General features: G+C 57.9%; 22 protein-coding genes. 9 read left to right on the top strand and 13 right to left on the bottom strand.

Annotated features, from left to right (window positions below; genetic code table 11):
- Positions 1 to 4 precede the first annotated feature (4 nt).
- Positions 5 to 394: a DUF2304 domain-containing protein gene (locus CXY71_RS10945; RefSeq protein ID WP_104135640.1), complete on the bottom strand. Its 390-nt coding sequence runs from the start codon at positions 392 to 394 to the stop codon at positions 5 to 7.
- Positions 391 to 1,128 carry a glycosyltransferase family 2 protein gene (locus CXY71_RS10940; protein ID WP_104135639.1) on the bottom strand — a complete coding sequence of 246 codons (738 nt, stop codon included), beginning with the start codon at positions 1,126 to 1,128 and terminating at the stop codon, positions 391 to 393. Before CXY71_RS10940 ends, CXY71_RS10945 begins: the two co-directional genes overlap by 4 nt.
- A gap of 167 nt (positions 1,129 to 1,295) precedes the next feature.
- Between CXY71_RS10940 and CXY71_RS10935 the strand changes: the two genes are divergently transcribed.
- Entirely contained in the window at positions 1,296 to 2,798 is a 1,503-nt protein-coding gene (locus CXY71_RS10935; protein ID WP_233204601.1) for a DUF2142 domain-containing protein, read from the top strand.
- Here CXY71_RS10935 and CXY71_RS10930 read toward each other — a convergent pair.
- From CXY71_RS10930 to CXY71_RS10920, 3 genes are read right to left on the bottom strand one after another with little or no spacing between them, the layout of a single operon-like run.
- Entirely contained in the window at positions 2,712 to 3,998 is a 1,287-nt protein-coding gene (locus CXY71_RS10930; protein WP_104135637.1) for a lipopolysaccharide biosynthesis protein, read from the bottom strand. The two genes, CXY71_RS10935 and CXY71_RS10930, sit on opposite strands and share 87 nt — an antisense overlap.
- On the bottom strand, positions 3,988 to 4,899 hold the full coding sequence (locus tag CXY71_RS10925; RefSeq protein ID WP_104135636.1) for an alpha-1,2-fucosyltransferase: 912 nt from the start codon (positions 4,897 to 4,899) through the stop codon (positions 3,988 to 3,990). The genes CXY71_RS10930 and CXY71_RS10925 overlap by 11 nt, the downstream gene beginning before the upstream one ends.
- A 12-nt stretch (positions 4,900 to 4,911) precedes the next feature.
- Complete coding sequence (locus CXY71_RS10920; RefSeq protein WP_104135635.1) at positions 4,912 to 5,766, bottom strand: glycosyltransferase; 855 nt, start codon at positions 5,764 to 5,766, stop codon at positions 4,912 to 4,914.
- Positions 5,767 to 5,880: 114 nt separating this feature from the next.
- On the opposite strand from CXY71_RS10920, the gene CXY71_RS10915 reads away from it, so the two are divergent.
- On the top strand, positions 5,881 to 7,002 hold the full coding sequence (locus CXY71_RS10915; RefSeq protein ID WP_158253059.1) for a glycosyltransferase family 4 protein: 1,122 nt from the start codon (positions 5,881 to 5,883) through the stop codon (positions 7,000 to 7,002).
- Between the two features lie 18 nt (positions 7,003 to 7,020).
- Here CXY71_RS10915 and CXY71_RS10910 read toward each other — a convergent pair whose 3' ends face one another.
- The gene (locus CXY71_RS10910; protein WP_104135633.1) at positions 7,021 to 9,501 is read right to left on the bottom strand and encodes a glycosyltransferase; all 2,481 of its coding nucleotides are present in this window, start codon (positions 9,499 to 9,501) and stop codon (positions 7,021 to 7,023) included.
- 384 nt (positions 9,502 to 9,885) lie between these two features.
- Here CXY71_RS10910 and CXY71_RS10905 point away from each other — a divergent pair, with 384 nt between their 5' ends.
- The 7 genes from CXY71_RS10905 to CXY71_RS10875 are packed head-to-tail and all read left to right on the top strand — an operon-like array spanning position 9,886 to position 17,970.
- A complete protein-coding gene (locus CXY71_RS10905; RefSeq protein ID WP_233204600.1) occupies positions 9,886 to 10,950 on the top strand; it encodes a CpsD/CapB family tyrosine-protein kinase in 1,065 nt (354 codons plus the stop codon).
- Between the two features lie 53 nt (positions 10,951 to 11,003).
- On the top strand, positions 11,004 to 12,830 hold the full coding sequence (locus tag CXY71_RS10900; RefSeq protein ID WP_104135631.1) for a nucleoside-diphosphate sugar epimerase/dehydratase: 1,827 nt from the start codon (positions 11,004 to 11,006) through the stop codon (positions 12,828 to 12,830).
- Positions 12,827 to 13,960: a DegT/DnrJ/EryC1/StrS aminotransferase family protein gene (locus CXY71_RS10895; RefSeq protein ID WP_104135630.1), complete on the top strand. Its 1,134-nt coding sequence runs from the start codon at positions 12,827 to 12,829 to the stop codon at positions 13,958 to 13,960. The genes CXY71_RS10900 and CXY71_RS10895 overlap by 4 nt, the downstream gene beginning before the upstream one ends.
- Positions 13,957 to 14,586, top strand: coding sequence for a sugar transferase (locus tag CXY71_RS10890; protein ID WP_104135629.1), 630 nt, complete (start codon positions 13,957 to 13,959; stop codon positions 14,584 to 14,586). The genes CXY71_RS10895 and CXY71_RS10890 overlap by 4 nt, the downstream gene beginning before the upstream one ends.
- Before the next feature lie 57 nt (positions 14,587 to 14,643).
- A complete protein-coding gene (locus tag CXY71_RS10885) occupies positions 14,644 to 15,597 on the top strand; it encodes an NAD-dependent epimerase/dehydratase family protein (protein ID WP_104135628.1) in 954 nt (317 codons plus the stop codon).
- A complete protein-coding gene (locus tag CXY71_RS10880; protein WP_104135627.1) occupies positions 15,594 to 16,775 on the top strand; it encodes a glycosyltransferase in 1,182 nt (393 codons plus the stop codon). Before CXY71_RS10885 ends, CXY71_RS10880 begins: the two co-directional genes overlap by 4 nt.
- 4 nt (positions 16,776 to 16,779) lie before the next feature.
- Positions 16,780 to 17,970 (top strand): hypothetical protein, encoded by a 1,191-nt coding sequence (locus CXY71_RS10875; protein ID WP_146072805.1) that lies wholly within the window; start codon positions 16,780 to 16,782, stop codon positions 17,968 to 17,970.
- Between the two features lie 6 nt (positions 17,971 to 17,976).
- Here CXY71_RS10875 and CXY71_RS10870 read toward each other — a convergent pair whose 3' ends face one another.
- The 7 genes from CXY71_RS10870 to CXY71_RS20705 form a co-directional block, all read right to left on the bottom strand.
- The gene (locus tag CXY71_RS10870) at positions 17,977 to 19,011 is read right to left on the bottom strand and encodes a 3-oxoacyl-ACP synthase III family protein (RefSeq protein ID WP_104135674.1); all 1,035 of its coding nucleotides are present in this window, start codon (positions 19,009 to 19,011) and stop codon (positions 17,977 to 17,979) included.
- A complete protein-coding gene (locus CXY71_RS10865; RefSeq protein WP_104135625.1) occupies positions 18,998 to 20,008 on the bottom strand; it encodes a 3-oxoacyl-ACP synthase III family protein in 1,011 nt (336 codons plus the stop codon). The genes CXY71_RS10870 and CXY71_RS10865 overlap by 14 nt, the downstream gene beginning before the upstream one ends.
- Positions 20,005 to 20,646 carry an acetyltransferase gene (locus tag CXY71_RS10860; protein ID WP_104135624.1) on the bottom strand — a complete coding sequence of 214 codons (642 nt, stop codon included), beginning with the start codon at positions 20,644 to 20,646 and terminating at the stop codon, positions 20,005 to 20,007. Before CXY71_RS10860 ends, CXY71_RS10865 begins: the two co-directional genes overlap by 4 nt.
- A complete protein-coding gene (locus CXY71_RS10855; protein ID WP_233204598.1) occupies positions 20,643 to 21,362 on the bottom strand; it encodes an SDR family NAD(P)-dependent oxidoreductase in 720 nt (239 codons plus the stop codon). Before CXY71_RS10855 ends, CXY71_RS10860 begins: the two co-directional genes overlap by 4 nt.
- Positions 21,363 to 21,403: 41 nt before the next feature.
- Positions 21,404 to 21,637, bottom strand: a complete 234-nt coding sequence (locus CXY71_RS10850; protein ID WP_104135622.1) for a phosphopantetheine-binding protein — start codon at positions 21,635 to 21,637, stop codon at positions 21,404 to 21,406.
- Between the two features lie 220 nt (positions 21,638 to 21,857).
- The gene (locus tag CXY71_RS10845) at positions 21,858 to 22,943 is read right to left on the bottom strand and encodes a glycosyltransferase (RefSeq protein ID WP_104135621.1); all 1,086 of its coding nucleotides are present in this window, start codon (positions 22,941 to 22,943) and stop codon (positions 21,858 to 21,860) included.
- A 1,306-nt stretch (positions 22,944 to 24,249) separates the two neighbouring features.
- Positions 24,250 to 24,957 (bottom strand): hypothetical protein, encoded by a 708-nt coding sequence (locus CXY71_RS20705; RefSeq protein ID WP_146072804.1) that lies wholly within the window; start codon positions 24,955 to 24,957, stop codon positions 24,250 to 24,252.
- Between the last annotated feature and the right edge of the window lie 87 nt (positions 24,958 to 25,044).

Raw genomic sequence — 25,044 nt, 5'->3', positions numbered from 1 at the left:
ATGCTTACGGGTTCGGCGTGCTGTCCTGAGCCGCCGGCTTGCTCGCCATTGCCTCAAGTTGTCGTACCCGCAGCTCCAGCAGAGCGGACTGTTCCGCCAGATCTCGGGTCTTGCTTTCGAGCTCGGTCAGCTCCGCACTGTGCTGCAGACACACCATAAACAACACGGCGATGCTCAGAAAGAAGATGAGGTTGCTGGGAACCTCGATGCCGACCAGTTCAGCCGACCATTCGAGTGTTTGGGGAAAGACACCCGCCACGAGGGCCAGCAGCCCCGCGACGAACCACCAGATGGCATGACGTTCGCGCAGGTGCCGGCGGCGCAACAGCTCGATCACCACGAAAAGTACCAGCACGGCCGCACAGATCCCCAGAATCTGGCTGAACGGAATCATGCAACGGTCCTCTCCGAGTGCACTAACGTGGCCGGCCGCATGAGGGCAAATAGCAGGGCCAGAAAAGCGCGGGCCAGATATGCCCCTGCCTTGAACGGGTTGTGCGAGGGGATGCCTCCCGCGCGTGGTCGCATCGCCACCGGAACCTGCTTGACGGTACACCCCGCGCGCGCGGCGATGACCAGCGTTTCAATGGTGTCGCCTAGGTACTCGGCCGGATAGTGCTTGGCGAAAATCGCTACGGCCTTCGGGCCACTGGCACGAAACCCGGAGGTCGTGTCGGTCAGCTGGCTTTTCACGAGTCGGCTCAGAATGCTAGCGAGAAAAGTCATGGCCCAGCGGCGTGGTCCACGCACGGAGTACGTGCCGGCGCCCGCGAAGCGCGCGCCCAGCACCAGATCGGCCTCTTTCAGTTCGGCTAGCAAAAACGGAACCTCCGCCGGATTGTGCTGACCATCTGAGTCGATCTGAACGACGTTCTGATACCCGTTATCGAGTGCGTAACGAAAACCCACCCGCATCGCCGCGCCGACGCCGAGATTGAACGGCAGGGTAACGACCACGGCACCGGCGGCTTGCGCCCGGGCGGCGGTCGCGTCGGTGGATCCGTCGCTCACGACCAGGCACAACACGCCGGGGAGGGCAGCGAGTACCTCGGTAACGACGTCGGCTACACATTCCTCTTCATTGAAGGCGGGCATGACAATCACTGTCTGCTCGAACGTCAATTTCATACTCGTCAGTCTATTCGCCCGATTCCGGTCTACGCGCCTTACGACCCGGGCGCCACGGCCGAGCCTGATCGGGCCGGTAAGATTTCTATGTGAATGGGAAACATCAGCTTCTGCGGTTCGTGTCCGAGGTTAAGCACAGAATAACGAGAATCACCGCATTCGCCGTCGTGGCACCCATTCTGGCAATACTGGCCTTGTCGGCCTGGGCATTGGCCTCCCCTGTTGGCGCCAGTCCTGACGACGATTACCATCTGGCCAGCACCTGGTGCGCTACCAATGAAGACACCAGCCTCTGTCACCTAGCGACAGAGGAGGATGAGAGATCCGTTCCCAACGCGCTCCTCATCGCCCCGTGCTACGCCTTCGACGCCAACGAAAGCGCAGCGTGCCAGGGCGATTCGTTCGATACTTACGGCGACTTCGTGGACTCTGATCGTGGCAATTTCAGCGGCGCCTACCCGCCGGTGTACTACCTCACGATGAACCTGTTCGCTTCAACGAATATCGAACTTTCGGCCGTCGTAATGCGCATCGTCAATGTCGTGCTGTTCGTCGCCCTAACCACCGCCCTCTATGCCCTTCTTCCAGCCCAGCGGCGGCCGACCCTGCTCTGGTCCTGGGCAATTTCGCTGGTTCCGCTTGGCATGTTCCTGGTAGCGTCGAACAACCCCAGCGCCTGGGCCATCATCTCGGCCGGCACCCTCTGGCTCGCGCTGCTCGGTTTCTTTGAAACGACCGGTGCCCGCAAAATCGCCCTTGGCCTACTAGCCGTCATTGCCACCGTCATGGGCGCGGGTTCACGAGCGGATGCCGCGGTCTACGCGGTGATCGCCGTTGGCGTCGTCACGCTTCTCACAGCACGCTGGGAGCGACGCTGGATTCTGTCCGCCCTGCTGCCGATCGTACTCGTGATGGTCGCCATCGTCTTCTATCTCTCGACCGGGCAATCGACGCTCGTATCGTCCGGCCTGAATTCGACGCCGAACGACGGCGTCGAACAGAATTCCTTGGGCCTGATCCTGCACATTTTCCTGAACGTGCCGGGCCTTTGGGTTGGTGTCTTTGGAAATTGGGGACTGGGCTGGCTGGACACCCTGATGCCAGCCGTCGTGTGGGTTGCCGGGCTCGGGTGCTTTGCCGCCCTGGCCTTTTCCGGGCTCGCCTCGAGGTCCCTGCGCAAACTTCTGGCGGTACTCATGGTTCTGGCCGCGCTCTGGATCATCCCCACCTTCATCCTGGTGCAGTCGCAAGTGGCGGTGGGAAGTGAGGTCCAGCCTCGTTACATTTTGCCCCTGATTGTTATGCTGGGCGGCGTTGCGCTGTTGAACGCACGCGGCCCGCGCCTAATCTTGTCGAAAATTCAGGTTCTCGGCGTCATTGCCGCACTGTCCGTGGCCAATGCGCTGGCCCTGCACTACAACCTGCGGCGCTACGTCACCGGTGCCGATCAAAACGGTCTGAACCTCGACTCAAATCTCGAGTGGTGGTGGAACATCCCGGTCGGCCCCGGAGCCATCTGGATCTTGGGATCGCTGGCTTTCGCTGCCCTACTCGTGCTGCTCGCCGGCAGCATTACTCGTCCGTCAACTCGCCGTGGCAGCACGCCGAAGTCGCGCGCCGGGGAAGAGAATAACAATCGCAATGACTCCGCGCGCGCCGTAAGCCAGTGAGACTGCCCATAGGGCGCCGGCCGTTCCGAATGTCGGCACCAGCGCGAGACAGGCCAACAGGGAGACGCTGGCCGAGGCGATACTGAGCGTGATGCCGTGCACATAATAGTTCTGCACGGCTACGGCCGTACCGCCGAAGTGCGTGGCCGGCAGCACAATGATGCCAAAGGCCAGCGGCACGGCCACCGTGAGCGTCAGTTCATAGCCCGGTCCGAGGACCACGGGCAACAGAATTGACATGATCCACAGCCCGGCCACGGCGAGCGGAGCCAACGCTAGGGTCCACCAGCCGGTGCTCGCCATAGCTGCCTTGAAGAAGTGATAAGGATCGTTTGCCGTCGTGAGCTGCCGAGCCTGACGCGCGCGCGGAATCCAGGCCTGGGTTAGCGTGCCGGAAAAAATATCGACGATCGCGAAGATGTAGAGCAGCACCACGAAATACCCCACCGTGGCCTCACCGTGGTCCTTGGCCAAAAAATACTGCGGCATCGACGAGACCAACGCCAGTATTGCTCCGGCCACGCCCATCGGAAACCCGGCGCGCAGAATTGCGGTTCGATCCAAGCGCCGGAGGATGGCCCGGTGCACGTCGGTCTCGTGCAGCGCCGTCAATCGACGGGCGGGCGACAGCATGAGCACCAAGGCGACGAATAGCGAGGTACCGGCCAGTCCGGCGAGGGCCACGTCCAGTTGCTGCGTGAACACCAGGGCTGCACCCGTGACGCCGCTGCCCAGTACGGCACTGGCCAGATATGCCCAGAAGATGCGCGGTGCCGCATGGTATTTCTGCAGCGGTGCGGAGAAGAATTCCGACAGGGTGTCGGCGACCTTGACCACGGCCACCAACGTCACGGTCACCAACAGGTCACGATTGAAGACGAAAGCAATCCCCATGCTCAACAGCAAGGCCGCCGCCGCCATGACCAATTGAATGCTCAGATACGACCGAAACCGAAATTCCCGCTGCATAGTGAGGTACACATTTTTCAGGCCCAGCTGGCCCATGACAAAGATCGGCGTGGTGATCGCGAGCGCAATCGCGTAGCGACCCACAGTCTCCTGATCTGTCAACCGAGCGAGCATCACCAGAATGACGATCAGTCCGACATTGCGCAGCACCGTGGCCGACAGCAGCCAGGTGGTGGTCTTCGCCCACGAAGGAGCTTTCGGTTTAGCGGACGGCGATAAGTTATCGGGCATCGAGCGTCATCCACTCGGCCAGCAGCAAGTCGCTGGCGCTTTCGCCCGACGTGTCCCACGGCCGGGGCGCGACGACCGGGTGGTCGCTGAGGCGACTCATCAGCCAGGCCGCCCACCAGCTGAACGACGAATTGCTCATGATGAAGCCGCGCCCCAGGGCCATCGCCTTGAGGGTAGCGACCGTTCCCAGCGACTCCACGCCGTCGAAGAACTCCAGTCTCGGCCGGGTTCCGAGTTCTTCCCTGGCCACGACCGGACTGTCTGAAAAGATCCGAGCCTGCTGACCCGGCACGAGGCGTTCACACAGGTCGATAGCCCGCTCAAAATATTCAGCGGATGCTATTCCATGGTGAGCACGTGTGGCCGCGCCCAGGTAGTCCCCGCGGCGCATGTGCACGGTGAGGCGCGGATCGGCCTGAATTCGTTGCAGCTGCACGTCTTCAGCCACCGTGGTGCTGGCGTTCCAAATCATGTCGTGCACGCGATCGGCGACGGTCGCAAAGTATTTCGGGGATTGAAAGTAGCCCACGATGGTAGTGCCGACCGTGATGTCGTTGATCTTCTCGTCGAAACCGAAAACGGGTTGTCTATACACCGCGAGGCGCCCGGACGACCGGCCCGGCCGACGAATCAGCTTCGGGCGACGCGGCGAATTTTTGAACCAGGGTGAATTCGTACCGAGTACGACCCCTGGAAGAGACACCGCAGCCAGATCGATGTGGCGCGGAGTCTCTTTGGCGAACTCGATCGGGTCAGCGCCGAGAAACCTGGCGCCGTCAATATAGAGCGGGCACCCCAGCCGGTTAGCCTGCTCCCAACCTGCCGCAACGATGAAGAGCTGGTTACCAAGCCCCCCTTGCAAATACGCGCAAATACCGTCCCGAATGTCCACTGATGCCATTGCACGATTCTCTCACGGCCGACCCGCGCGCCCGCTGCGGTGCGAGACCCGGCGCCCTGCTCGCTCGTACCCCGGGCGGATGATCCGAAAGTAGCGCGCATACTGCACTCCGCACCAGATCACATTCTTGATCGTCGACGCCGCGCGCCCCGCACGGAGCACCCGGCGCAGCGCCACGCGATCGGCCAGGACGCGATCGATGTGCGGCCCCCAGGGCGCGGCACCCCGGCTGGTTTGCTGCGGGTGCACGCGATACCGGGTGAGAATTTCGTCAATGACGGCGATTTCACCGCGCAGGGCCAGCCGCATAATGAAGTCGTAGTCTTCCATTTGAACCAGATGCTCGTCATAGCCACCGACGATCAGGCTCGTGTCGCGGCGAAACATCAGCGAAGAGTGCGCCACTACGTTCTGAAACAGGAGTTGCCGCCGAACATCGGCCCCGACAGCGAGAACCATCTCACCCTGGTCGGTGCCGTCGGCAGACATCCGCATCACTCGGCTGCCCACGGCAACCGCGTGCGGGTGGTCGTCGAGGTAGGCCACCTGCTGTTGCAACCGGTTGGGGGTCGACAAGTCGTCAGCGTCGAGTCGGGCGATCAGATCGAAACGGGCGCGGGCCAGGCCACTCTGCATCCCCGCGGTCTGACCACGACGATTAGCGTGGTGCACGAGCTGCACCCTCGGATCGTTGGTCCACGACAGGGCCCGGTCGGGTTCGACGCCGTCGTGCACGACGACCAAATCAACATCGACCCCCACACTGCCCAGGATCGACTCCACAGCCAGGTCGAGCCAGTGATCGAGACGAACCGTGGGAATGATCACACTTACACCGCGCACATTGCGTCCTTTATCGTCAGGCATCGGTTCTAGGCTAACCCAAGACGCAAAATCGGCATTCTGCACTCGCAGGCTCGCTCCGCGACGTATTTGCCGGCACCGATGGCGTCCTTCCGGAAGAAACAGAAACTGCGGTCCATGCCTCAACAGCAACACATTCTCTTTGTCGTCAACAGTTTTCCGCCCCGGGTCGGTGGCATCGAACGCCACATCGCTGATCTCGCCGACGAACTGGTGCGGCAAGGCCACCGCGCAACGGTGGTCACACTGGCAGAAGTTTCCGGCGTCACTACGGAAAACGGCATCACGGTTCACCGCCTGCGTCGACATTTTCCCGTAGCATCCGTCATGTCGTTTCCCGCCTTGGGCACCGCCCGGCGCCTTCGGCAACAATTCGCCCACGCGGGAGTGACCGCCATCTCTACCCATACGCGCTTTTTCCCCATGTCTTGGGTTGGCGTAGCTGCGGGCCGACGCCTGGGCGTGCCGGTGCTGCACACCGAGCACGGTTCCGATTTCGTTCGCGGCGTGTCGCCGCTGATCGGGCTGGCCAGTCGAGTCGTAGACGTCACCGTCGGACGCCAGACCATGCGCAAAGCCACGAGTGTTCTGGGCGTCTCCGAGCAGGTGATTGCGTTCGTGAAGCGATTGTCGGGGGTGGCCGGAACCGTGTTTTACAACGCCATCAATCTCGATGGGTGGGAGCGGCCCGACGATTTGCACGTCGCCCTGCGGCGCTTCGTGTTCGTCGGTCGTCTCGTTCCCGGTAAGGGCTGGGACAGCCTGCTAAGTGCCGCCGCGCTGCTCGCTGCCGACGAGACCGTGCAACCGTTCACCGTGGAAATTTTGGGAGACGGCCCCGATATGGCATCGCTGCGAGCCCAGATCGAGCAGGCAGGCCTGCGCTCGTGCGTTCGTGCGCACGGCTACGTGTCTGGCGAGACCGTGCGCACCTATCTTCGCGACTCAGTGCTCGTGAACCCCACCACGCTCGCCGAGGGCTTTCAAACAACGCTCCTGGAAGCGCTGGCCGGCACCTGCCAGATCGTGACCTACAACGTTCCTGGCGCAGCACAGCTCGCGTCCGAGGGCGCGCCCCTCTTCATCGTCACCGAGCAGAACCCGAACGCGCTCGCCACGGCGATGCGCGCTGCGCTGGACACTCCCAAACCGTCGTATCCGTTTGAACAGCTCAAGCAATGGTCCTGGCCGCAGCGCGTGCAGCAGTACCTCGCGCTCGTCTCCAAGGCCCAGCGCTAGGCCGGCTGGACCGCCCGGTTAGCGACGGCGCAGGCGGCTCTTCACTTTATTGAGAACCACCTTCGGCCCCCCCATACGCAGATAGTGAACGAGCAGACCGGCATCGTGGCGCAGGCCGTGCTTGCGACGACGCACAAACTGGCGGCGCGCAGCAGCACTGCCCGCCGTCACGACACCGCTGTCGACCAGATCGGGGGCGTGCCGTGGCTCGGCCACGAAATCGACCAAAGGCTGAAGAACGGTTGCCCACTCGTAACTGGCGCGCACGCGCTTGATGTTTCTTCGCGCGGCTCGAATGAAGGGCTCGTCAAAGAGCACTTGTTCCAGGGCCGCCGAGAGCGCAGCCACATCCCTCGCGGGAACCACGACGCCGAGCTTCTCGGCCGCGACGAGTTCGGCGAAGTGGTCGCCCTCGGTAACGACCATGGGCAGACCCGCCCAGAGGTAGTCCAGAATGCGGGTGCGAAAGGAGAACGTGGTTTCTACGTGAGCAAAATGGGTGCTGACGCCGGCATCAGCTTCACCGAGGTAATTGTGACGATCGGCATAGTCGACCCACGAGTCGTTGAAGAAGACCGCCTGGTCGAGCACGCCGAGTTCGCGCGCCAACGACCGCGACTCAGCTACGATCCCCATCTCGGGTACGCCCGGGTGCGGGTGCTTCGTTCCCTGAAAGAACAGTCGCACGTTGTCATGGCGGGTCGACAGGTCGGCCACCGCCGAGATGAGCGTCTTCGGATCAAACCAGTTGTAGAGCCCGCCGCTCCAGAGCAGCAGCTTGTCGTCTGCGCCGACTCCGGGGAGGACATCTTTTAGCACGGGGCGGCTGGCCGGCGGAAACACCGGGTTGAGGCCGAAGGGAACCACGTCGATCAGGCTCGTCAGATCGGGGTCGTCGGCATAATTTGCCGGATTCACGCGCCCAAGGGCCGCCAGCTGCCCGAGGTAGAAGTGCCGCTGACGTTCGGAGGCGCACAAGAAGAAGTCGCCGCGAGCGAGTTGCTCATTGAGCACGTCGGTGGCGTCGGAAACCTGCTTCTTCCACTGCTCCGTGCCCTGCTCTCGGCCCTGCTCGAGCTGTTCCAGGTGCATCGGATCGTAGATGTCGGCAACGATAACCTTGCCGCTCTTGCGCAGGCTGTCGAAGAGGGCCATTGCGAGCCCCTGAAAGACGATCACGTCGCTGGTCAATTCCAGTTTGCGCATGGCGCGGTCATCGCCCGGTCGCACGTGCACGATCTCGAACGGAGCAGAGACCGGCTCAGCTCCCGCCAGAGTTACGAGGGTCACGGCGTTGTCCTTGGAGAGCGCCTCGGCCATGTGCCAGGCACGAATGGCCGGACCCGCCATCTTAGCGCCGATCGGGTCGCCGGTGATGATGAGCACCCGGGTCAGCACGGGAATCTCGGTCACCCCAAAGGCCTGAATAATCTTGTCGTAGCCCTCAAGATAATGCTCGGTCGGGTAGGAGGGAGCATCCGTTTCAACGAAGAGCGGCCAGATACGGTTGTCGGCGACAACACGACTCGATTGGATCTCGTTGCGCGATATCAGCAGCGAAGGGAGATTCTCGACGAACTGATCAATCGCGTACATCCCGGCGACGGTCTCTTTGGCCACCGTGGTGGCTGGCCCGTTGTCTGCACCCTTGCGCAAATCGAACTCGGTGGAGTCGAGGCCGCCTCGCGCGACCGCGCGGCGCACGGCCAGCGCGAGGGTGGCCGGGAACGTCTTGGCCAGGGCTTCGTCGCCTAGGTTCTTGTACTGCGTGAACAAAGCATTGCGCTCAAGCAGATAGGTCTCTTTGAAGGAGCCGTACGAGCCCATCGACGCGTGGTGTTTATGGAAGGCGATGGAAGCCGGCGCATATGCATAGCGATAGCCCTTAAGGTTGAGCCGCCACCCCAGGTCGACGTCTTCAAAGAACATGAAGTAGCGCTCATCGAAGCCGCCCAGCTCGTCGTAGACATCCCGGCGAACGAACATCGCCGACCCCGTGCCGAACAGCACGTCTTGTTCCACATCCGGCGTGGTCGGGAGAGGCTGGCCGGTAAGGGGCTTGTAGCCCATACCGAACCAGGTCATGGCCGACCCGATGTAGTCGACGAGAACGCCGTCCCAGTCGACCACCTTGCTGGCAACCGCCCCGATGCGGGGTGATTTTTCGAACGTCGCCACGGCCGCGGCAATCCACTGCGCGTCGGGCTTGGCGTCGTTGTTCAGGAACGCCAGATACTGCCCCGAACTCGCTGCCACACCCAGGTTGCAGCCGCCGGCGAAACCGAGGTTCTCCTTGGAGACGACCAGCTTGATCTGCGGAGCAGCGGCCCGCAGGCGTTCCTCGCTGTCGTCACCCGACGCGTTCTCGACAATGATGATTTCGAGCTGGTCTTGCGGCCAATTCAATTTCTTGAGGTGCTCAAGCGCCTCGATCGTGTCGTCGGTGCCTCGGTAGTTCACGAGTACAACGGAAACGACACCCGGTCGGAGCTTGGTCATGCGGGCCTCTCATACGGGAATTGGTACCCCGGCAGTCTACCCATCCCGAGGAGGGTCGAGACCGAAGGTGCTGTCGTCTAATACATGTTCTGTAGAATGTTGGTCTATGCCAGCCGACCGTGAAGTGAACTGATGACGGAACCAATGATGCGAGCAAGTGAATATCTAAGGCTCCTGCGTAACAGCTGGGCGTCGATACTGGTTTTGTGTCTGACCGCCGGCACGCTCTCATTGGCTATGAATTCGCTGCAAGCGCCCGTCTTCAGAACCACCGCGACTCTGTCCGTCGCGGCGTGTGTGACATTCGAGGATGCAGCTGGATGTGACCCCGTTAGAGGAACGGCCCACGCCGTGCAGCGCGCTGACATCTACGCTAGCCTGGCGGTGTCTGAGCCTGTTGCAAATAGGACCGCTTCCCGACTCAATTTTGAAGTAGACAAAGGCAGGCTAGCGGGAGCCATTACAGCGGCTGCCCGAACAGGAAGTCCTCAGTTCAACGTGACCATCGATTGGCCAGTTGAGAACGAGACGGCAGCAATCGCAAACGCCGTTTCGGCTGCGATTATTGATTACGCACACTCAGCCATCGACAGCGTTGACGGCGAAAACTCATCCGTCGAGATTTTTATCGCTAGTCCCGCCGTCGATACTCAGCGAATTGTCGGGTCAGCCACTACCGCCACCGCCCTGGGGTTGACCCTCGGTCTTGCGCTCGGGCTGGGCATCGCTTTCCTGAGGTACTTCTTGGATCGTCGCCTCCGAACAGCAAGAGAAGCGGAAGAAATAACAGCTCTCGACCTCTTAGGAGATTTGTCCCCGCAAATCGGACCGCGTCCACAATCCCAGCCTGCATCCACAGCATCGCTCAATGATTCCATTCGTCGTGTCAGAGCGGGGGTGCTGCAGCGAATGAACGCAAGGCACGCAAGAACTCTTCTGGTCGCCTCTTCCCGAGAAGACGAAAATGCCGCTAACGTCGCTATTTCTCTGGCAACGTCGATCGCCGAGACTGGGGCGCGCGTACTTTTCGTCGATGCAGATCTACGCGACCGCAGCATGAGTGCCCATTACGGATTTCAGGACGGTGACGGGCTCATCGATCTGGTTAATGAAACAGCGACGTCGGATCAGCTGCTGCACCAAGTCGGCGCCAGTTCTCTTAGATTTCTAGCTGCCGGGTCCAGGACTGCTGATGCCGCAGAATTCATGTCGCACGGCGCGGTCCAAGAAAAACTCAGGCAGCTGAGTGCGGACTTTGACGTCACGGTAATCGCAGCACCTCCAATTCTTGCCTATTCAGATACGCTGGCTCTTCTGCCCGTAGCCGATGCTGTCCTTCTCGTAGCCCGAGTAGGTGTCGTTCATCGCCACGCTCTCGTAGAGGCTGTTCGAATTTTAGATCAACTAGGAAAACGTCCGATGGGTCTCGTTACAACAGACACGGTCTAGCGAACACAAGCAAACCTGGAAGACAATTACCGGTCGTGGAAAGAACTAAAGCAATGACTCGTCAGAAACCGAGAACCCGGTTGCATAAGCAGTTGGCATCTTTACGGATCTTGTTTGGGGGACAGTTCTTCTTCGACTCCGCCTCGTGGGCGCTTGCGCTGATACTCGCCACCATTTTCCGGTACGAGTTTGCCATGCAATACGTATCGTGGCCACCTCTTCTCATCCTGTGTGCAGTTGCAATCGTTCTTCAGTGGGTCCTAGGCCGTATCCTCAACCTTTATCGCGGTCGGTTTAAGGTCGGAACGTTTCATGAGGTTCAAACACTCTCGCTCACGGCCGCCATTGTCGCGGTAATAATTGGACTGCCTGTTCTTCTCTTTGGCATCTCATTTCAAATTCCTCGCAGCGCGGTACTTCTAGCGTTGCCAATCGTTCTGGTTCTCATGGGCGGAGCACGCTATCTTCGTCGATTGCGCGCTGAGAAAAACGCCAAGCCCGACGAGACGGCCCAACGGACAATCATTTATGGCGCTGGATATATGGCTAGTCACTTGGTTCCGCAAATGCTCACTGACCGCTATTCGAAGTATTTGCCCGTCGCCCTTGTCGATGACAGCCCGACGAAGCGCAACTTCTCTGTGCATGGAATTCATGTTCGGGGTACAGGAAATGACCTTGCAGAGGTCGCGGCACGAACTGAGGCGACGACCCTTATCGTATGTATCGCTCGCGCTGATGCGGCCCTAATTCGAGGGATTACCGACGCCGCAAGCAAAGCCAAACTGCGCGTGCTTGTGCTCCCCCTAATGGACGCACTTCTCGAGGGCGGATTTGGACTCGGGGACCTCAAGGATGTATCAATCGAGGACCTCATTGGGCGCAACCCCGTAGATACGGAGATTGAGTCGATCGCGGATTACCTAACTGGCAAGAAAATTTTAGTCACCGGTGCTGGCGGATCGATAGGTTCAGTACTTTGCAAACAAATCGCTAAATTTGCGCCGGCCGAACTCATGATGCTTGACCGGGATGAGTCCGGCCTTCAGGCGACCCAGATCACAATCGACGGGAATGGACTTCTCGACACTAAGGACGTAATCCTCGCTGACATTAGAGACGCGCAGGCAATCTCGAAAATTTTCGTTGAACGTCAACCCGATGTCGTCTTCCATGCAGCTGCGCTCAAGCACCTCCCCATGCTTGAGCAATACCCTGACGAAGCGTGGAAGACGAACGTGATCGGAACGCTCAACGTGCTGCAGGCAGCACGTGCGGTCAATGTCGGTACGTTCATCAACATCTCTACCGACAAGGCCGCGAACCCGACGAGTATTCTCGGGCATTCCAAACGTGTCGCCGAGAAGTTAACGTCTTGGGCTGCTCAGGAAACTGGTCAGACTTACCTTTCAGTGCGTTTTGGCAACGTAATCGGAAGCCGCGGATCTATGCTTCCCACCTTCACTGCCCTCATCGAGTCGGGCGGGCCCCTCACGATCACCCATCCCGATGTGACCAGATTTTTCATGACGATCCCCGAAGCCTGCCAGCTCGTCGTTCAGGCCGGGGGAATCGGACGTCAGGGTGAAGTCTTGATCCTTGATATGGGTGTCCCTGTGCGGATCCTGGACATTGCGCAACGCATGATCGCTATGTCGGGCAAGAACATCGAGATTGTCTACACGGGTCTGCGTCAGGGTGAAAAGCTCCACGAAGAACTTCTCGGAGACAGCGAATCTGATTCCCGACCACTACACCCGAAGATCTCACACGCGGTTGTGGCGGCCCTCGACCCCGCAAAGCTAGACAAACCTGAATGGGATCGTCGCGCTGGGGTCAACGTACCGTATCAAAGCGTATCGGAGACTCAAACACGATGACCAAACGTATTTTTATGTCCGCCCCCGACGTCGGAATTCTCGAGGAAACCTACGTCCTTGATGCCATACGGTCCGGTTGGATCGCGCCCCTGGGCCCCGATGTCGATGCCTTTGAGAAGTCGATTGCCGAGTTTACGCAACGTTCGCATGCCGTTGCGTTGAGTTCTGGGACCGCAGCGCTCCACCTTGCACTTCTTGCTCACGGGGTGAAGCCCGGCGACATAGTTGTGACGTCAACAATGACGTTCGCCGCCACCGCTAACGCGATCCGATACGTGGGCGCTGAGCCTTATTTCATAGACTCACTAGCCGCCACCGGAAATATCGACCCGTCACTCTTGGACGAAGCGTTGACCGGTCTCTACACTCGGGGTGAACGCGTCGGAGCAGTTCTACCCGTGGACCTCCTCGGCAAAGTCGCCAACTATCCAGCGATCCTTGCGCTCACCGCGCACTTCGATGTTCCGCTGATTTCGGACGCTGCGGAGTCTCTCGGAGCCAGCCACTCCGGCCACCCCGCTGGATCGTTTGGATCGGCCGCGGCGATTTCATTCAATGGGAACAAAATAATGACAACGTCAGGTGGCGGCATGCTCCTCACCGACGATCCCAACATTGCTGCCCGCGTGCGATATCTCGCCACGCAGGCTCGCCAGCCCGTCGCCCACTATGAGCATACGGAAATTGGCTACAACTACCGCCTGAGCAATATTCTTGCCGCCCTCGGTCGAGCTCAGTTGGAACGACTTCCATCCATGATCGCGCGACGTCAGCACGTTCGGGACGTATACCGGAAGTTGTTCGCCCGAATTGAAGGCGTTGCAATCTTCGGGGGCGACAATGACACCGCGGATAACTTCTGGTTGACTTCAATCACGGTCGATCCGATGGTCACCGGCTGGCGAGCTAGTGAACTCTCCACCGCACTCGCGGCGGAGAACATCGAAAGTCGTCCGTTATGGAAGCCGATGCACCTTCAACCAGTATTCGCTCACAACCGCGCCCTCGTAAGTGGGGTATCAGAGCGACTGTTTGAGACCGGGATCACTCTTCCCAGCGGATCCGTGCTCAGCGATGAGGATCTCGCGAGAATCACGACTTCCATTCAGGCCTTCCTGGGCACAAAATGAGGCAGCGCGCAATTCTGTATGACGAGGTAAAACGAGGCGGTGATGCCGTGATCGCAAGCATCGCCTTGCTCGTTTCTTTGCCCGTCCAAGTCATCATCGCGGCTCTGGTCGCCGTAAAGCTCGGCCGCCCGGTGCTATTCAGACAGCCCCGCCCTGGATTGAACAGCCAGGTCTTTACGCTCTATAAGTTCCGCACGATGAAGACTGCCGACCCCACCAGAGGACTCACCACCGACGCGGAGCGTTTGACATCGTTCGGCCGAGCCCTCCGCGCCACGAGTCTCGACGAGTTGCCAACCCTCATTAATGTCTTACGTGGGGATATGAGCCTCGTCGGTCCGCGTCCGCTCCTTGTGGCGTACCTTGATCGATATACCGCCGAGCAGGCCAGGCGACACGACGTGCGCCCTGGAATAACCGGCCTAGCTCAGGCATCTGGACGCAATGCAATCAGCTGGACCGAGAAATTCGCCCTGGATGTGTACTACGTCGACCACAAGTCTTTCGCCCTTGATGTCTCGATCCTTGCAAAGACTGTCAAAACCCTGCTGAAGCGCGAGGGGATAAGCGCAGCAGATAGTGCGACGATGCCCGAGTTCGGTGTGGGAAAAGCAGGCCCGACCTAAGAATCCGACCGCCACCCCGAATACTTTTGGACACACAATCAGGAATAGGTACTTGTCATGAAGATTCTCATCACCGGCGGCGCCGGATTTATCGGGTCTAATCTCACCCGCCACATCAACACTCAGCACCCAGAGTGGGAGGTGCGCATACTGGACAACCTAAGCACCGGATTTCGCGAAAACCTCGACGGTCTTGACGCCCACTTTTTCGAGGGCAGCATTCTGGACCTAGAAATTCTCGCTGCAGCGTCTGACGGCGTCGACTCAATCGTGCACCTCGCGGCCATTCCCAGCGTCCCTCGTTCCGTCGCAGAGCCCCGTCCGACCCACGATGCCAATTCAACAGGCACTCTCAATGTTCTTGAAGCCGCACGCACTGCGGGCACCGCGCAAGTCATCGTTGCTTCGTCCAGTTCCGTATACGGAAGCAACCCTGCACTCCCCAAGTCAGAATTTGACTGGACGCGCCCAATGAGCCCCTACGCCGTCAGCAAGCAAGCCACCGAGGGTTACCCCCTCGCCTACAATTTCTCCTATGGAATGAAGAACCTCGCGTTTAGGTTCTTCAATGTGTACGGGCCGGGACAGGCCGCGGGACACGCCTACGCGGCCGTCATCCCGCAATTTCTGGACGCCGCCCTTTCCAATAAAACGTTGCTAATCCACGGAGATGGGTTGCAGTCTCGAGATTTCACGTTCGTGGGCACTGTGTGTGACGTCATTGCGACCGCCATCGATGAAAAGGTGTACTCCAACGATCCTGTCAATCTGGCATTCAGCACCAACACCACGCTCCTAGAACTAGTTTCGCAACTGGAAGTGACCCTTGGTCACCCTGTTAATACGACGCATCAGGCCACTAGAGTCGGCGACGTGCGCGCCTCGCAGTCCGATGGCGTCCGAGTGCGGTCGATGTTCCCGCGAGTCGAGCCCGTCGCACTCGATTTCGGCCTCGCTCAGACCGTCTCGTGGTTCAAGAAGACTCAGGTCGGAGCGACCGAAGGATCATGACACGACCACCCAGAATACTGCTCGGTGTGACAGCAGACGCGTCACTTAAGCTTATGCGTGGATTCCCCGAGTATCTGCGGGATAAGGGTTGGGAGGTGCACATCGTGAGCACTCCTGGCCCCATGCTCATGTCGCTGTCGGAAGTATCCGGCCTGTATACGCACGCCCTGGCGATGGAGCGCCCGCCGTCCCCCGTGAAGGACTTGCTTGCTCTGGTCGCTTGGTACCGACTTTTACGCACAGTGCGTCCGGACATAATCTCCGTCGGGACCCCCAAGGCAGGTCTTCTGGGGGGGCTAGCCAGCTTGCTTGCTAGAGTGCCGGAGCGCATCTATCTCCTGCGTGGTCTGCGACTCGAAACTGCTCATGGTTTGCAACGATGGGTGCTTGAGTGTCTTGAACGACTTTCGCTTGGCGTGGCAACTCAGATTCTCTCCGTAAGCCCTAGCTTGCGCCAACGAGTGATATCTCTTGGACTTGTCTCACCCGCCAAGGTGCGAGTGCTCGGTCATGGGAGCTCCAATGGAGTAGATTTAGCTGCTTTCGAGCCAGCGCGCATTTCCGAGGAGCAGGTCGTCAAACTCGCTGAACAACTAAGGATTCTCAAAGGCGTCCCCGTAGTCGGATTTGTCGGTCGTCTAACTCTCGACAAGGGCTTGGCCGACCTGGCCGATGCACGCGAAATTCTCGCACACCGTAACATCGACCATCAGATCCTTCTGGTTGGCGAGATAGACGAGGGTCAAAATCAGGATCTACTGGTCCGGTTACACGCCTACGGCCGGCCCGTCATAACGACTGGACATGTCACTGATCCGAAACCGTACTATCGCCTCATGGATTTGCTGTGCTTACCGACGCTTCGTGAGGGCTTCCCAAACGTCGTCCTCGAAGCGGGTGCGTCTGGCTTGCCGACTGTAACTACGGATGCGACTGGCGCTGTTGATTCCGTTATCGGAGGCGAGACAGGTCTGATCGCAGTCGCTGGAGATTCAAGGTCACTCGCGGCCAAACTTGAAGAACTGTTGCTGGTTCCGGATACACGGACTGCGATGGGCACCGCCGCCAAGGCGCACGTCATGGCAAATTTCGACCGCACGCTTGTATGGGCGCACCTTGCTGAGTTTTTCAACTCTTTAGTGGCACAAGACAAGCCCACGCAGAGGAAGTTGAGCTAAGCCGGTGACTTACATGGCCGCTCTGGCGACCGGCACTTTCATTATCGTTGGGCTCGGCGTGAGCCTATTTGCCGGACACTATTCGAAAACTCTGGTGCAAACCGTCGCCTCTTTTGCTGTGCACACCGCCGCAGCGCTATTGATTTATTACATTGTCGGACTCGGCGCACCAGATGCCGAGTACTACGACAGAGCAGCCTTGGCGCTCGCGATCGGCGGACCCGAGGTCAACGTTACAGCGGGCAAAGAAGGCTGGATCCTCATACTCGCCGCGATCTACACCCAGATCGGACACTTTCCTGAACTTGGCCTAGTTTTGAACGCGACGTTTGCTGCCCTCACGGTGTGTGTTGCCGGTCTGACCGCTGCACGGTTGGACTTGCCCGTTGGACCAACCGCTTGGATCACCGCTGCATTCCCCTCGGGAATCATTTGGAGCTCTTTCCTCCTCCGCGAATCATTCAGTTGGCTTCTCATCAGTTTGTGCGCCCTGGCATTCGCGGGTCTCGCCAGCGGCAAGTTTAGGTGGCCAGAACTCGCTCTTGCACTAACAGCCCTAGCCGGACTCTTACTTGTGCGCGGAACAGCTGCCGTGGCGGTGGCAGCCGCAGGGCTAATCGCGATCGCGTTTGTTCGACGACGCTACATTTCATTTCTCCTAGGGACCGCTCTCGGCGCACTGGTGGCCATCGCCAGTCCACTAGGAACACGTGTGAATGACGTCGTTGGCGGAATCACCGTTGATACTTTCAACTCGTCACGTTCTGCGCTCAGCGGTTCAGCGTCAACGAGCTGGCCCACCATCGATGTTACGGGAATCCCTTCTGCTTGGGAGGCGTTCCTCATCGCATTCCCGAGAGTTATCTTCGGGCCGTACCCATGGGAATGGCCTTCGATGGCAATACCCCTCGCACTGGACGGGCTGCTTTGGCTCGTCATACTCAGTCTCACGATACGGGCATGCCTCGTGCTGAGGGATCGGCGTCTAGCCGTACTCCTGCTACCGGCCGCTGCGCTACTTGCAGCTCTCGTAGTTGGAAGCGGTAACTATGGCACCATGGAGCGACTACGCATGCAGTCAACGTTCCTGATGATCCCGGTCGCCGCAGCAGGATTCGTTTCGTTGGTTCCGAGCCTGAGGACTCGGACTAGCATCGACGGCGTTACGGACAAAGACGCAGTTCAAAACCCCTGATTTCAGCTAGTTCGACCAACGCACAATCATTCCGCCCCACGAGTAGCCAACGCCAAATCCGAGCAGCATGACGGCCATTCCAGGTTTCAAGACACCCGCCTTTTGGGCCTCCGTAAGCGCAATGGGAATCGTTGATGAAACGGTATTTCCAGAGTTTTCCATAGAAACATAGAACCTCGCCTCATCCACTCCTAGCTTCTTACGCAAGTGCTCCAGCATGTACTGATTGGCCTGGTGAAAGACAAACAGATCTATGTCTTCCAAGGTCATGGAGGCTTTCTCCAGAATCCTCTGCACAGAGCTGGGAACCACGCGCAATGTGAAGTTAAATATCTCAGGACCGTCCATATATAGGTCAAATCCGTTAGAAACCAACTCGCGCGACGTCGGTAAAGCTTTGGGCGCAAGCGAATCAGCCGGCCTTAGACCGCCGCCGGGAACAATCAAGTTCCTTGCGCCCGAACCGTCGGTGCCATAACTAAACGCAAAGAGCTCTTCCGTTGCGGCCGACTGAGTCACCAAGGTGGCTGACGCACCATCTCCAAAGATCGTCCGAACCGACTTGTCTTTATCGTTGATGAACTTGCTGTACGTATCGGCGGTCAGAACGAGAACGGTCTGCACCTGCTCAGACTCGATCAGTCCCTTAGCAAGGCCCAGCGCATAAATATACCCCGAGCATCCAAGACTGATGTCGCTCGCCCCAACACGGCTCGACAGGCCGAGATTGCCTTGCACGATGCATGCAGTAGCTGGCATATAAAAGTCCGGGCTTTGAGTGCAGAGGACAATGTAATCAATTGTGTCGCGATCAATTCCATGTTCCAGAAATAAAATTTCGGCCGCTTTCGTCGCTAAGTGCGACGAAAACTCCTCGTCCCCGGCAATACCTCGTGAGCGAATGCCTGTCTTGGACGCGATCTTCTCGACCGTCCACTCGGGAAATTGTGCGCTCAATTCTGCGTTGGTTAGCCGCTGCTCGGGCAGAAAGTAGCTTGTAGCAGCGATCCGCGCCTTTGTCGGTGCATTAGCTCCACTCAAGGACCGCACCTCCCCATGATAGCCCAACGCCAAACCCTAGAATCATGACTTTGCTGCCCTTTCTAATTTTGTTCTCACCGCTTGCACGAGCAAGTGCGATCGGAATACTCGACGACCCGGTGTTACCCAGGTCAGCGATCTCGACTGCGAACTTCGACTTGTCGATCCCCAGCTTCTTTCGCAAATGTTCGATCAGATAGCCGTTCGCCTGATGGAATACGAAGTAATCGATTTCATCGAGCGTCAAAGCGGTACGGTCCAGAATCTGCGCCACACAATCGGGCACGACACGAAGGGTGAAGTTGAAGATCTCCAGACCGTCCATATACATGTCATAACCGTTGGTTTCGAGGCCACGAGCCGTGGGACTAGATCGAGGAGAGTACGAACCGCCCGCCCTCAAACTTCCATTTGGTATCACGAGGCTAGGACCGCCTAGTCCGTCACTCCCATACGTGAAGCCCGTTAATCGAGTCGATACCGCTGTGCCCTCGATGAGGGTAGCCGCCGCAGCATCGCCAAAAATTGGCCGGGTGCTCTTGTCGTTGGGATTCGCGAGTTTGCTGTGCGTTTCAGCAGTGATGACGAGAACATTTTTTACTTGGTTAGATTCGATGAGCCCTTTTGCCATTCCGAGCGAGTAGATGTAGCCAGAACAGCCGAGATTCACGTCTACAGCCCCGATTTCCGTGCGCAATCCAAGTTCGTCTTGTACGAGACATGCCGTCGACGGCAGAAAGAAGTCGGGTGATTGAGTGCAGAGGATCAGATAATCAATAGATTTCGGATCAATGCTCTGGGATGCAAAAAGTTGCAACGCAGCTTTCACCGCGAGGCTCGACGTGAATTCCTCCGTCCCCGCGACATGGCGAGTCATGATTCCAGTCTTCGCTGCGACTTTATCTATCTTCCAATCAGGAAACTTCTCGTCGATGTAGGCATTCGTTAATACCGTTGGCGGCAAAAAATAGTCGATTCCGCTTAATTGGGCGCTCACACATTCCTCGATCCATAAGACTTGCTCGGGTTCCCAAAGCTCGTAACTCCTGCCGGCACGTTGCGAAGGACGACACTCCCTGCTCCGACGAGCGACCCCGCCCCGATTCTTTTATCGGGTATGACCGTCACTGCCGTGCCAAGGAACGCATGTTTCTCTACAACGACCGAGCCGGTTAAATTGCAGGAAGAACTCAGCGTGACAAAGTCCTCTATAATGACATCGTGGCCAATCGTGCAATTAGAATTTATATGCACGTGTGCACCGATCTGAATATCCGACGAAATGATCACGTTGGGACAAACCACCAAGCCAGCTTTTGTGACAACATTCATTCCCATGACAGTACTGTCATGAATAAATTGGACGAACACTCCAGACCGGCTCTCGATTTTCTCAACCACCGCGCTGCGAACCTGGGGTGCGCCAATCGCACAAATGAACTTATCAGAGTTGAGTGGGACATACCCCTCGATGCTACTGACACACGGTGCCGGTAGGCCCATCGGATCCTCTCGATCATCGATGTAAACGATGCTGTCAACGTTTTCTTGCTGGAGGAACCTTGGCGACGACCTCAGCCAAGCAAAAATCTCCCGACCGAATCCTCCGGCACCCGCTATCACTATTCTGCTCATTGCGCTGTATACCCTCCATCAACGGCCAGAGAGCTTCCGGTGACCCACCTCGAGGCAGGGGAAAGTAAGTAAAGCACAGCGGCTGCGACGTCCTCCGGCAGCCCCAGGCCTAATGGATGGGCCGCCGTAACCTCTGCAAATTTTTGGCTCCCAATGGCTCCTTCCAGTGACCGTGTCATCGCTGTTCGAACAACTCCAGGGCTTACGCAGTTGACTCGAATTCCATCGCGTGCAAGCTCGAGGGCCAACGATTTAGTTAGAGCCAGGATGGCCCCCTTGCTCGCAGCATAGAGGCTCACTCCGGGCTGCCCCACAACTCCGACCGCTGAGGACAGGAAGACCAAGGACCCATTTTGGCGCCGCACTTGCTTGTGCCGAAACGCCTTAGCAAGCATCATTGCAGACCCGACGTTCAGATCGAAAAGTTCGCGGTAATCAGACGTCACCACATTGCGAAGCGGGGTCGTTTTGTGCATGCCCGCAGCATGCACAACACCATCCAATCCGCCGAGTTCCTTTGAGACCTCGCGGACAACGTCCCCAATTCCGTCGAGTTGGTTAAGGTCAAAGGGGAGTGTCATGTGGCCTCCACCAACCAACAACTCACGAGTTTCGTCGAGCTGAGTTTCGTTCCTCGCGACAAGGGCCACCTGAGCACCATATTTGCTCGCTTCGATTGCGACCGCGCGGCCGATTCCACTGGACGCGCCCGTCACCAAAACTGTCTTGCCACCAAGCCGCAGGAAGTCGGAGATGATTATTTGCCTTTAATCGCTGACTCGGCGAGGCTAAAGAGATCCTGAACGGTCTCACAACGGGCGAGCGTTTCCGCGTCGACTACGGCACCGTGACTCATGTCCAGGGCCGCGATGAAACTGATGTTGGCCAGCGAATCCCAATCAATCTCCGCCAACTTGTCCGTCAGCGCGATAGTGCCCATCTCGACTTCCAGCGTCTCCTCGACAAGACCAATGAACTCTGATTTTTCCACGAAGTGAACCCACTATCTTTTCTCGACCGATTACTTATATACACTTTACCGCGGTCCTGTATGTCCGACCGCATCCCAGAGGACCGGGCTACGCGCAGCGGGTCCGTCTTCTAGTGGACAATGCCAACGGGTGATCTCATCCGGTGCATGTTCCTGTCGACGGCGGTTTGGGATTGGGTGCAACGGTGTCAGACACTGCTGGCGCCTCAGCAACCACTGGCTACCGACCGTCAATATCCGCTAAAATGGTCTTCTCGTAAAGTGTCAGGTAGGACTGAACTGCCCTGCCGATCTGAAACGTAACAGCGTGGTTCAGAGCATTTCCTGACAGCTCCGAATACAGCCCCGGCTTCTCTCGCAACTTACGCACCGCATCAACGATCGCGGAAATTCCTTGAGATTGATCGAAGAGCAAGCCCGTAATGTTGTCTAATACGGATTCATTGAAGCCCGGCACATCGGGTCCGATGACAGGCAGGCCCAATGCCATCGCTTCTGCGGCAACCAGCGAGAAGCCCTCGAATTTGGACGTCGAAATTAGGGCCGTGTGCGTACTCATAAGGCTCGAAACATCGTTGCTTGGGCCTAACAGGTGGATCCGATCTGCCACCCGCAGAGATTCAATTAAGTCCTGGAGGTGACCGCGCTGTGGCCCGTCACCTACAATCGAGAGTTGGACTGAGGGGCTTTCGGCAACAGCGCGAATGGCATCGCCAAAATTCTTGCGATCATCCAACGTGCCGACAGCGATCAGCTTGAAGTTCGTGTTTGCTTCACGCCGCATCCTCAACTCAGAGCTGAAAAAGACATCACCGATTCCATTTGCCACGACGGCCACCGAAGATTCAACTTTCAGTGTCGACATATACCGCAGCAATGATTCGCGAACGCCCTCGCTAATTGCAGTTAACTGGGTGTACTTCCGGTATGCATAACGATCTGCGATCCGAAAAATCCATTTGTCACGGCGTCGATTCCACGTGCTGTGCTCGGTGTAGAGCAGGTGTGCCTTGCGTGACGCAAGAGCAACGAGATAGAGAGAAGGGAAGAGATGAACGTGGACAACGTCTGCACCTCTCAACGCTTTCCAGAGTCGGGGTAAGACTGTAACGTCATAGGGTGAGCGTCCGAGGAACCTGACATTGAGCTCTCGAGCCATTGCCGTTTCGTATGGCACTCCGCGCCCTGGGCCAATCGCAATGATTATCACTTCGTGACCAAGATCACGCATCGAGGTCGCTAAGTCAACCACTAACGTCTCGGCTCCCCCCGTAGAAAGAGAATTGATGACGTGAACGATTCTCATGGGAGTCGATCCGTTCGGTTGCTCGTGCCCCTCGGTTTTTCATTTTCTGAATTTCGCAAAACGTTCGTCGACACCACATCTGCCGCTGGTCCTAGATTAGGGGCTGACGAACCCGGGGCGAGTCGCGATTCAACGATCGTCAGAATCAACCAGACCAAAGCACCCGCCGTTGTGCCAACGGTCACGCCGAGGAGTGCCCCACCGAGTCCCCATAGGACTGCCCCAGAAACCGGTAGCACAATACCAATGAATGACGTCACCAGGCGTCCGGAAAGTAGCATCTTGCGCGAGAAATGCGTACGCCCAACCAAGTAAAAAACTCCGTTAAGGAACGTTGCACCAACGAATATTGAAGCGAGCCCTGCATGAGGCATGAGTGCAGTCAGAGTGCCTAACTCAACCGCCGATAGTTCCAAGACTCGGAGGCACGCGTAGGCAAGCGCCCCAAGGAGACCAGCAATACTGCTCATCCCGAGCAAGCTAAGGAGCCCCGCAAATTTTAACAACGAATATGAGGAAAAAAGCGGTCTGAGCGGGAAAAGAAGTAGTTTTACGGGCCCAGCGATATTGGAAAGGGCCCGATAAATTCCAAATCCCGCAACGCCAAGCATGGGGAGCAGAACGTACGGTGTCCCGATCGCTGATGCATCCAATATCGACGAATCTGCAAGGAGTGTTTTGATCTCTTTCTTGTGGTAGGCCATCCACCAACGGACGGCCGTGATCCTCACGCTGCTAACAGGCTTCGACGCAATCGCGGAAACGACGGAGCTCACCGCCCATAACAGCACGATATGCGCCGAAGTCACAGCAAGCGAGTCCGTGAAAATATATAGGATCCAACCTACAGAGAGAACGAGCACGCTCAGAACATCGCCGGGAAGAACCAACTTCAACGAACGTTGCTGAAGTGCAAAATACCTCGCCCCGGTCCTGTAACTTGCGAATCCGACTGCGGCTGCTCCCAAATAAGAAATCCCCCGCAATCCCGGGACCAGCTGGCATAACACGACGGTTATTACCGCTGAAGCGACTGACAGCCAAAACAATGTCGCGCCATATTCTTTCCAGGCCGCCTGCGGTCGGCACCTCTGCCAAGCCTCGCACACCACAGATAAGAGGACAGAGGTTGAGAGTGCGGACACAAGGTAAAGAGCCGAAAATCGTCCAAACTCTGTCGGCGCCAGCGTTACAAGCGCCAGAATTTGCAGAAGGAGAATTGACGCGGCATTCAGTAAAGTTCCAAGGACAACACCAAGAAGCTTTCCCCGACTTCTGCCCGATCGGAAAATCGATCTACTTAGATTCATGCTTCACCTAGCAAGCCGGCACACACTAGCAGGCCTTCGAAATGCAGTGTCGGGTCCATTATCGCAAAACTCGCAGTGAAGCCGACACTGACGCTAAATGTTTCAACAACGTCAGCATCGATATGATCCTGAGTTCTTGTTGAGTAGAAAATGACAACGGCCATCATGAGCGGAAAGAAGACGGGCCACATATGCTCTGGAGCCCGCCTATAAGGGTTCGTGACATCGCCGATCAAAAAGGCGGAAGCGCCGATGCTGCTCACAAATAATCTTCCCCTAAGCGAATCGGCGGAACGAAAAGCACGGCGTAATCCGCGTACGGAGAAAAATAAAGGGGCGCGCAGGAGGAGAAGGCCAGCAAGTCCGGTCCAATAGTAGATTCCGTGATCCTGAAGCTCAGTCTGCCAAAGTTTCATTGCACTGTCGATACCGTCTCGGTCGACTGCAGCCCCGCTACCGCGTCCGAATAGGACATCTGTCATGGAATCCGCATCAGTGACGAAACGGATTTCGCTTGCGCGTATTCGATTTCGATCTGCAATCTGGTCGCCTTCGCTGATCAAATACGTCGTCCCACTCTCTAAATCAGCTTGTGATAATTTCGAGGGCCGCTCGATTCCTAGCACCGTTCCAACTGATCCATTACCCGTCTCAAGCATCGACTTCACTTGTGACTGTCGCCCCATCGAAATCGATCCGGCCACAAAGAAACAAGCGAAGACTCGAGCCGAAGTCTGTAGGAGGGGAGGGCGGGGACCTTCCGGATCGTTCTTGAATCGAAGCAAGAGCCA

The sequence above is a fragment of the Cryobacterium sp. Y62 genome (assembly GCF_002929785.1).
GTDB lineage: Bacteria > Actinomycetota > Actinomycetes > Actinomycetales > Microbacteriaceae > Cryobacterium.
This window is presented reverse-complemented; position numbering and strand designations above follow the sequence as displayed.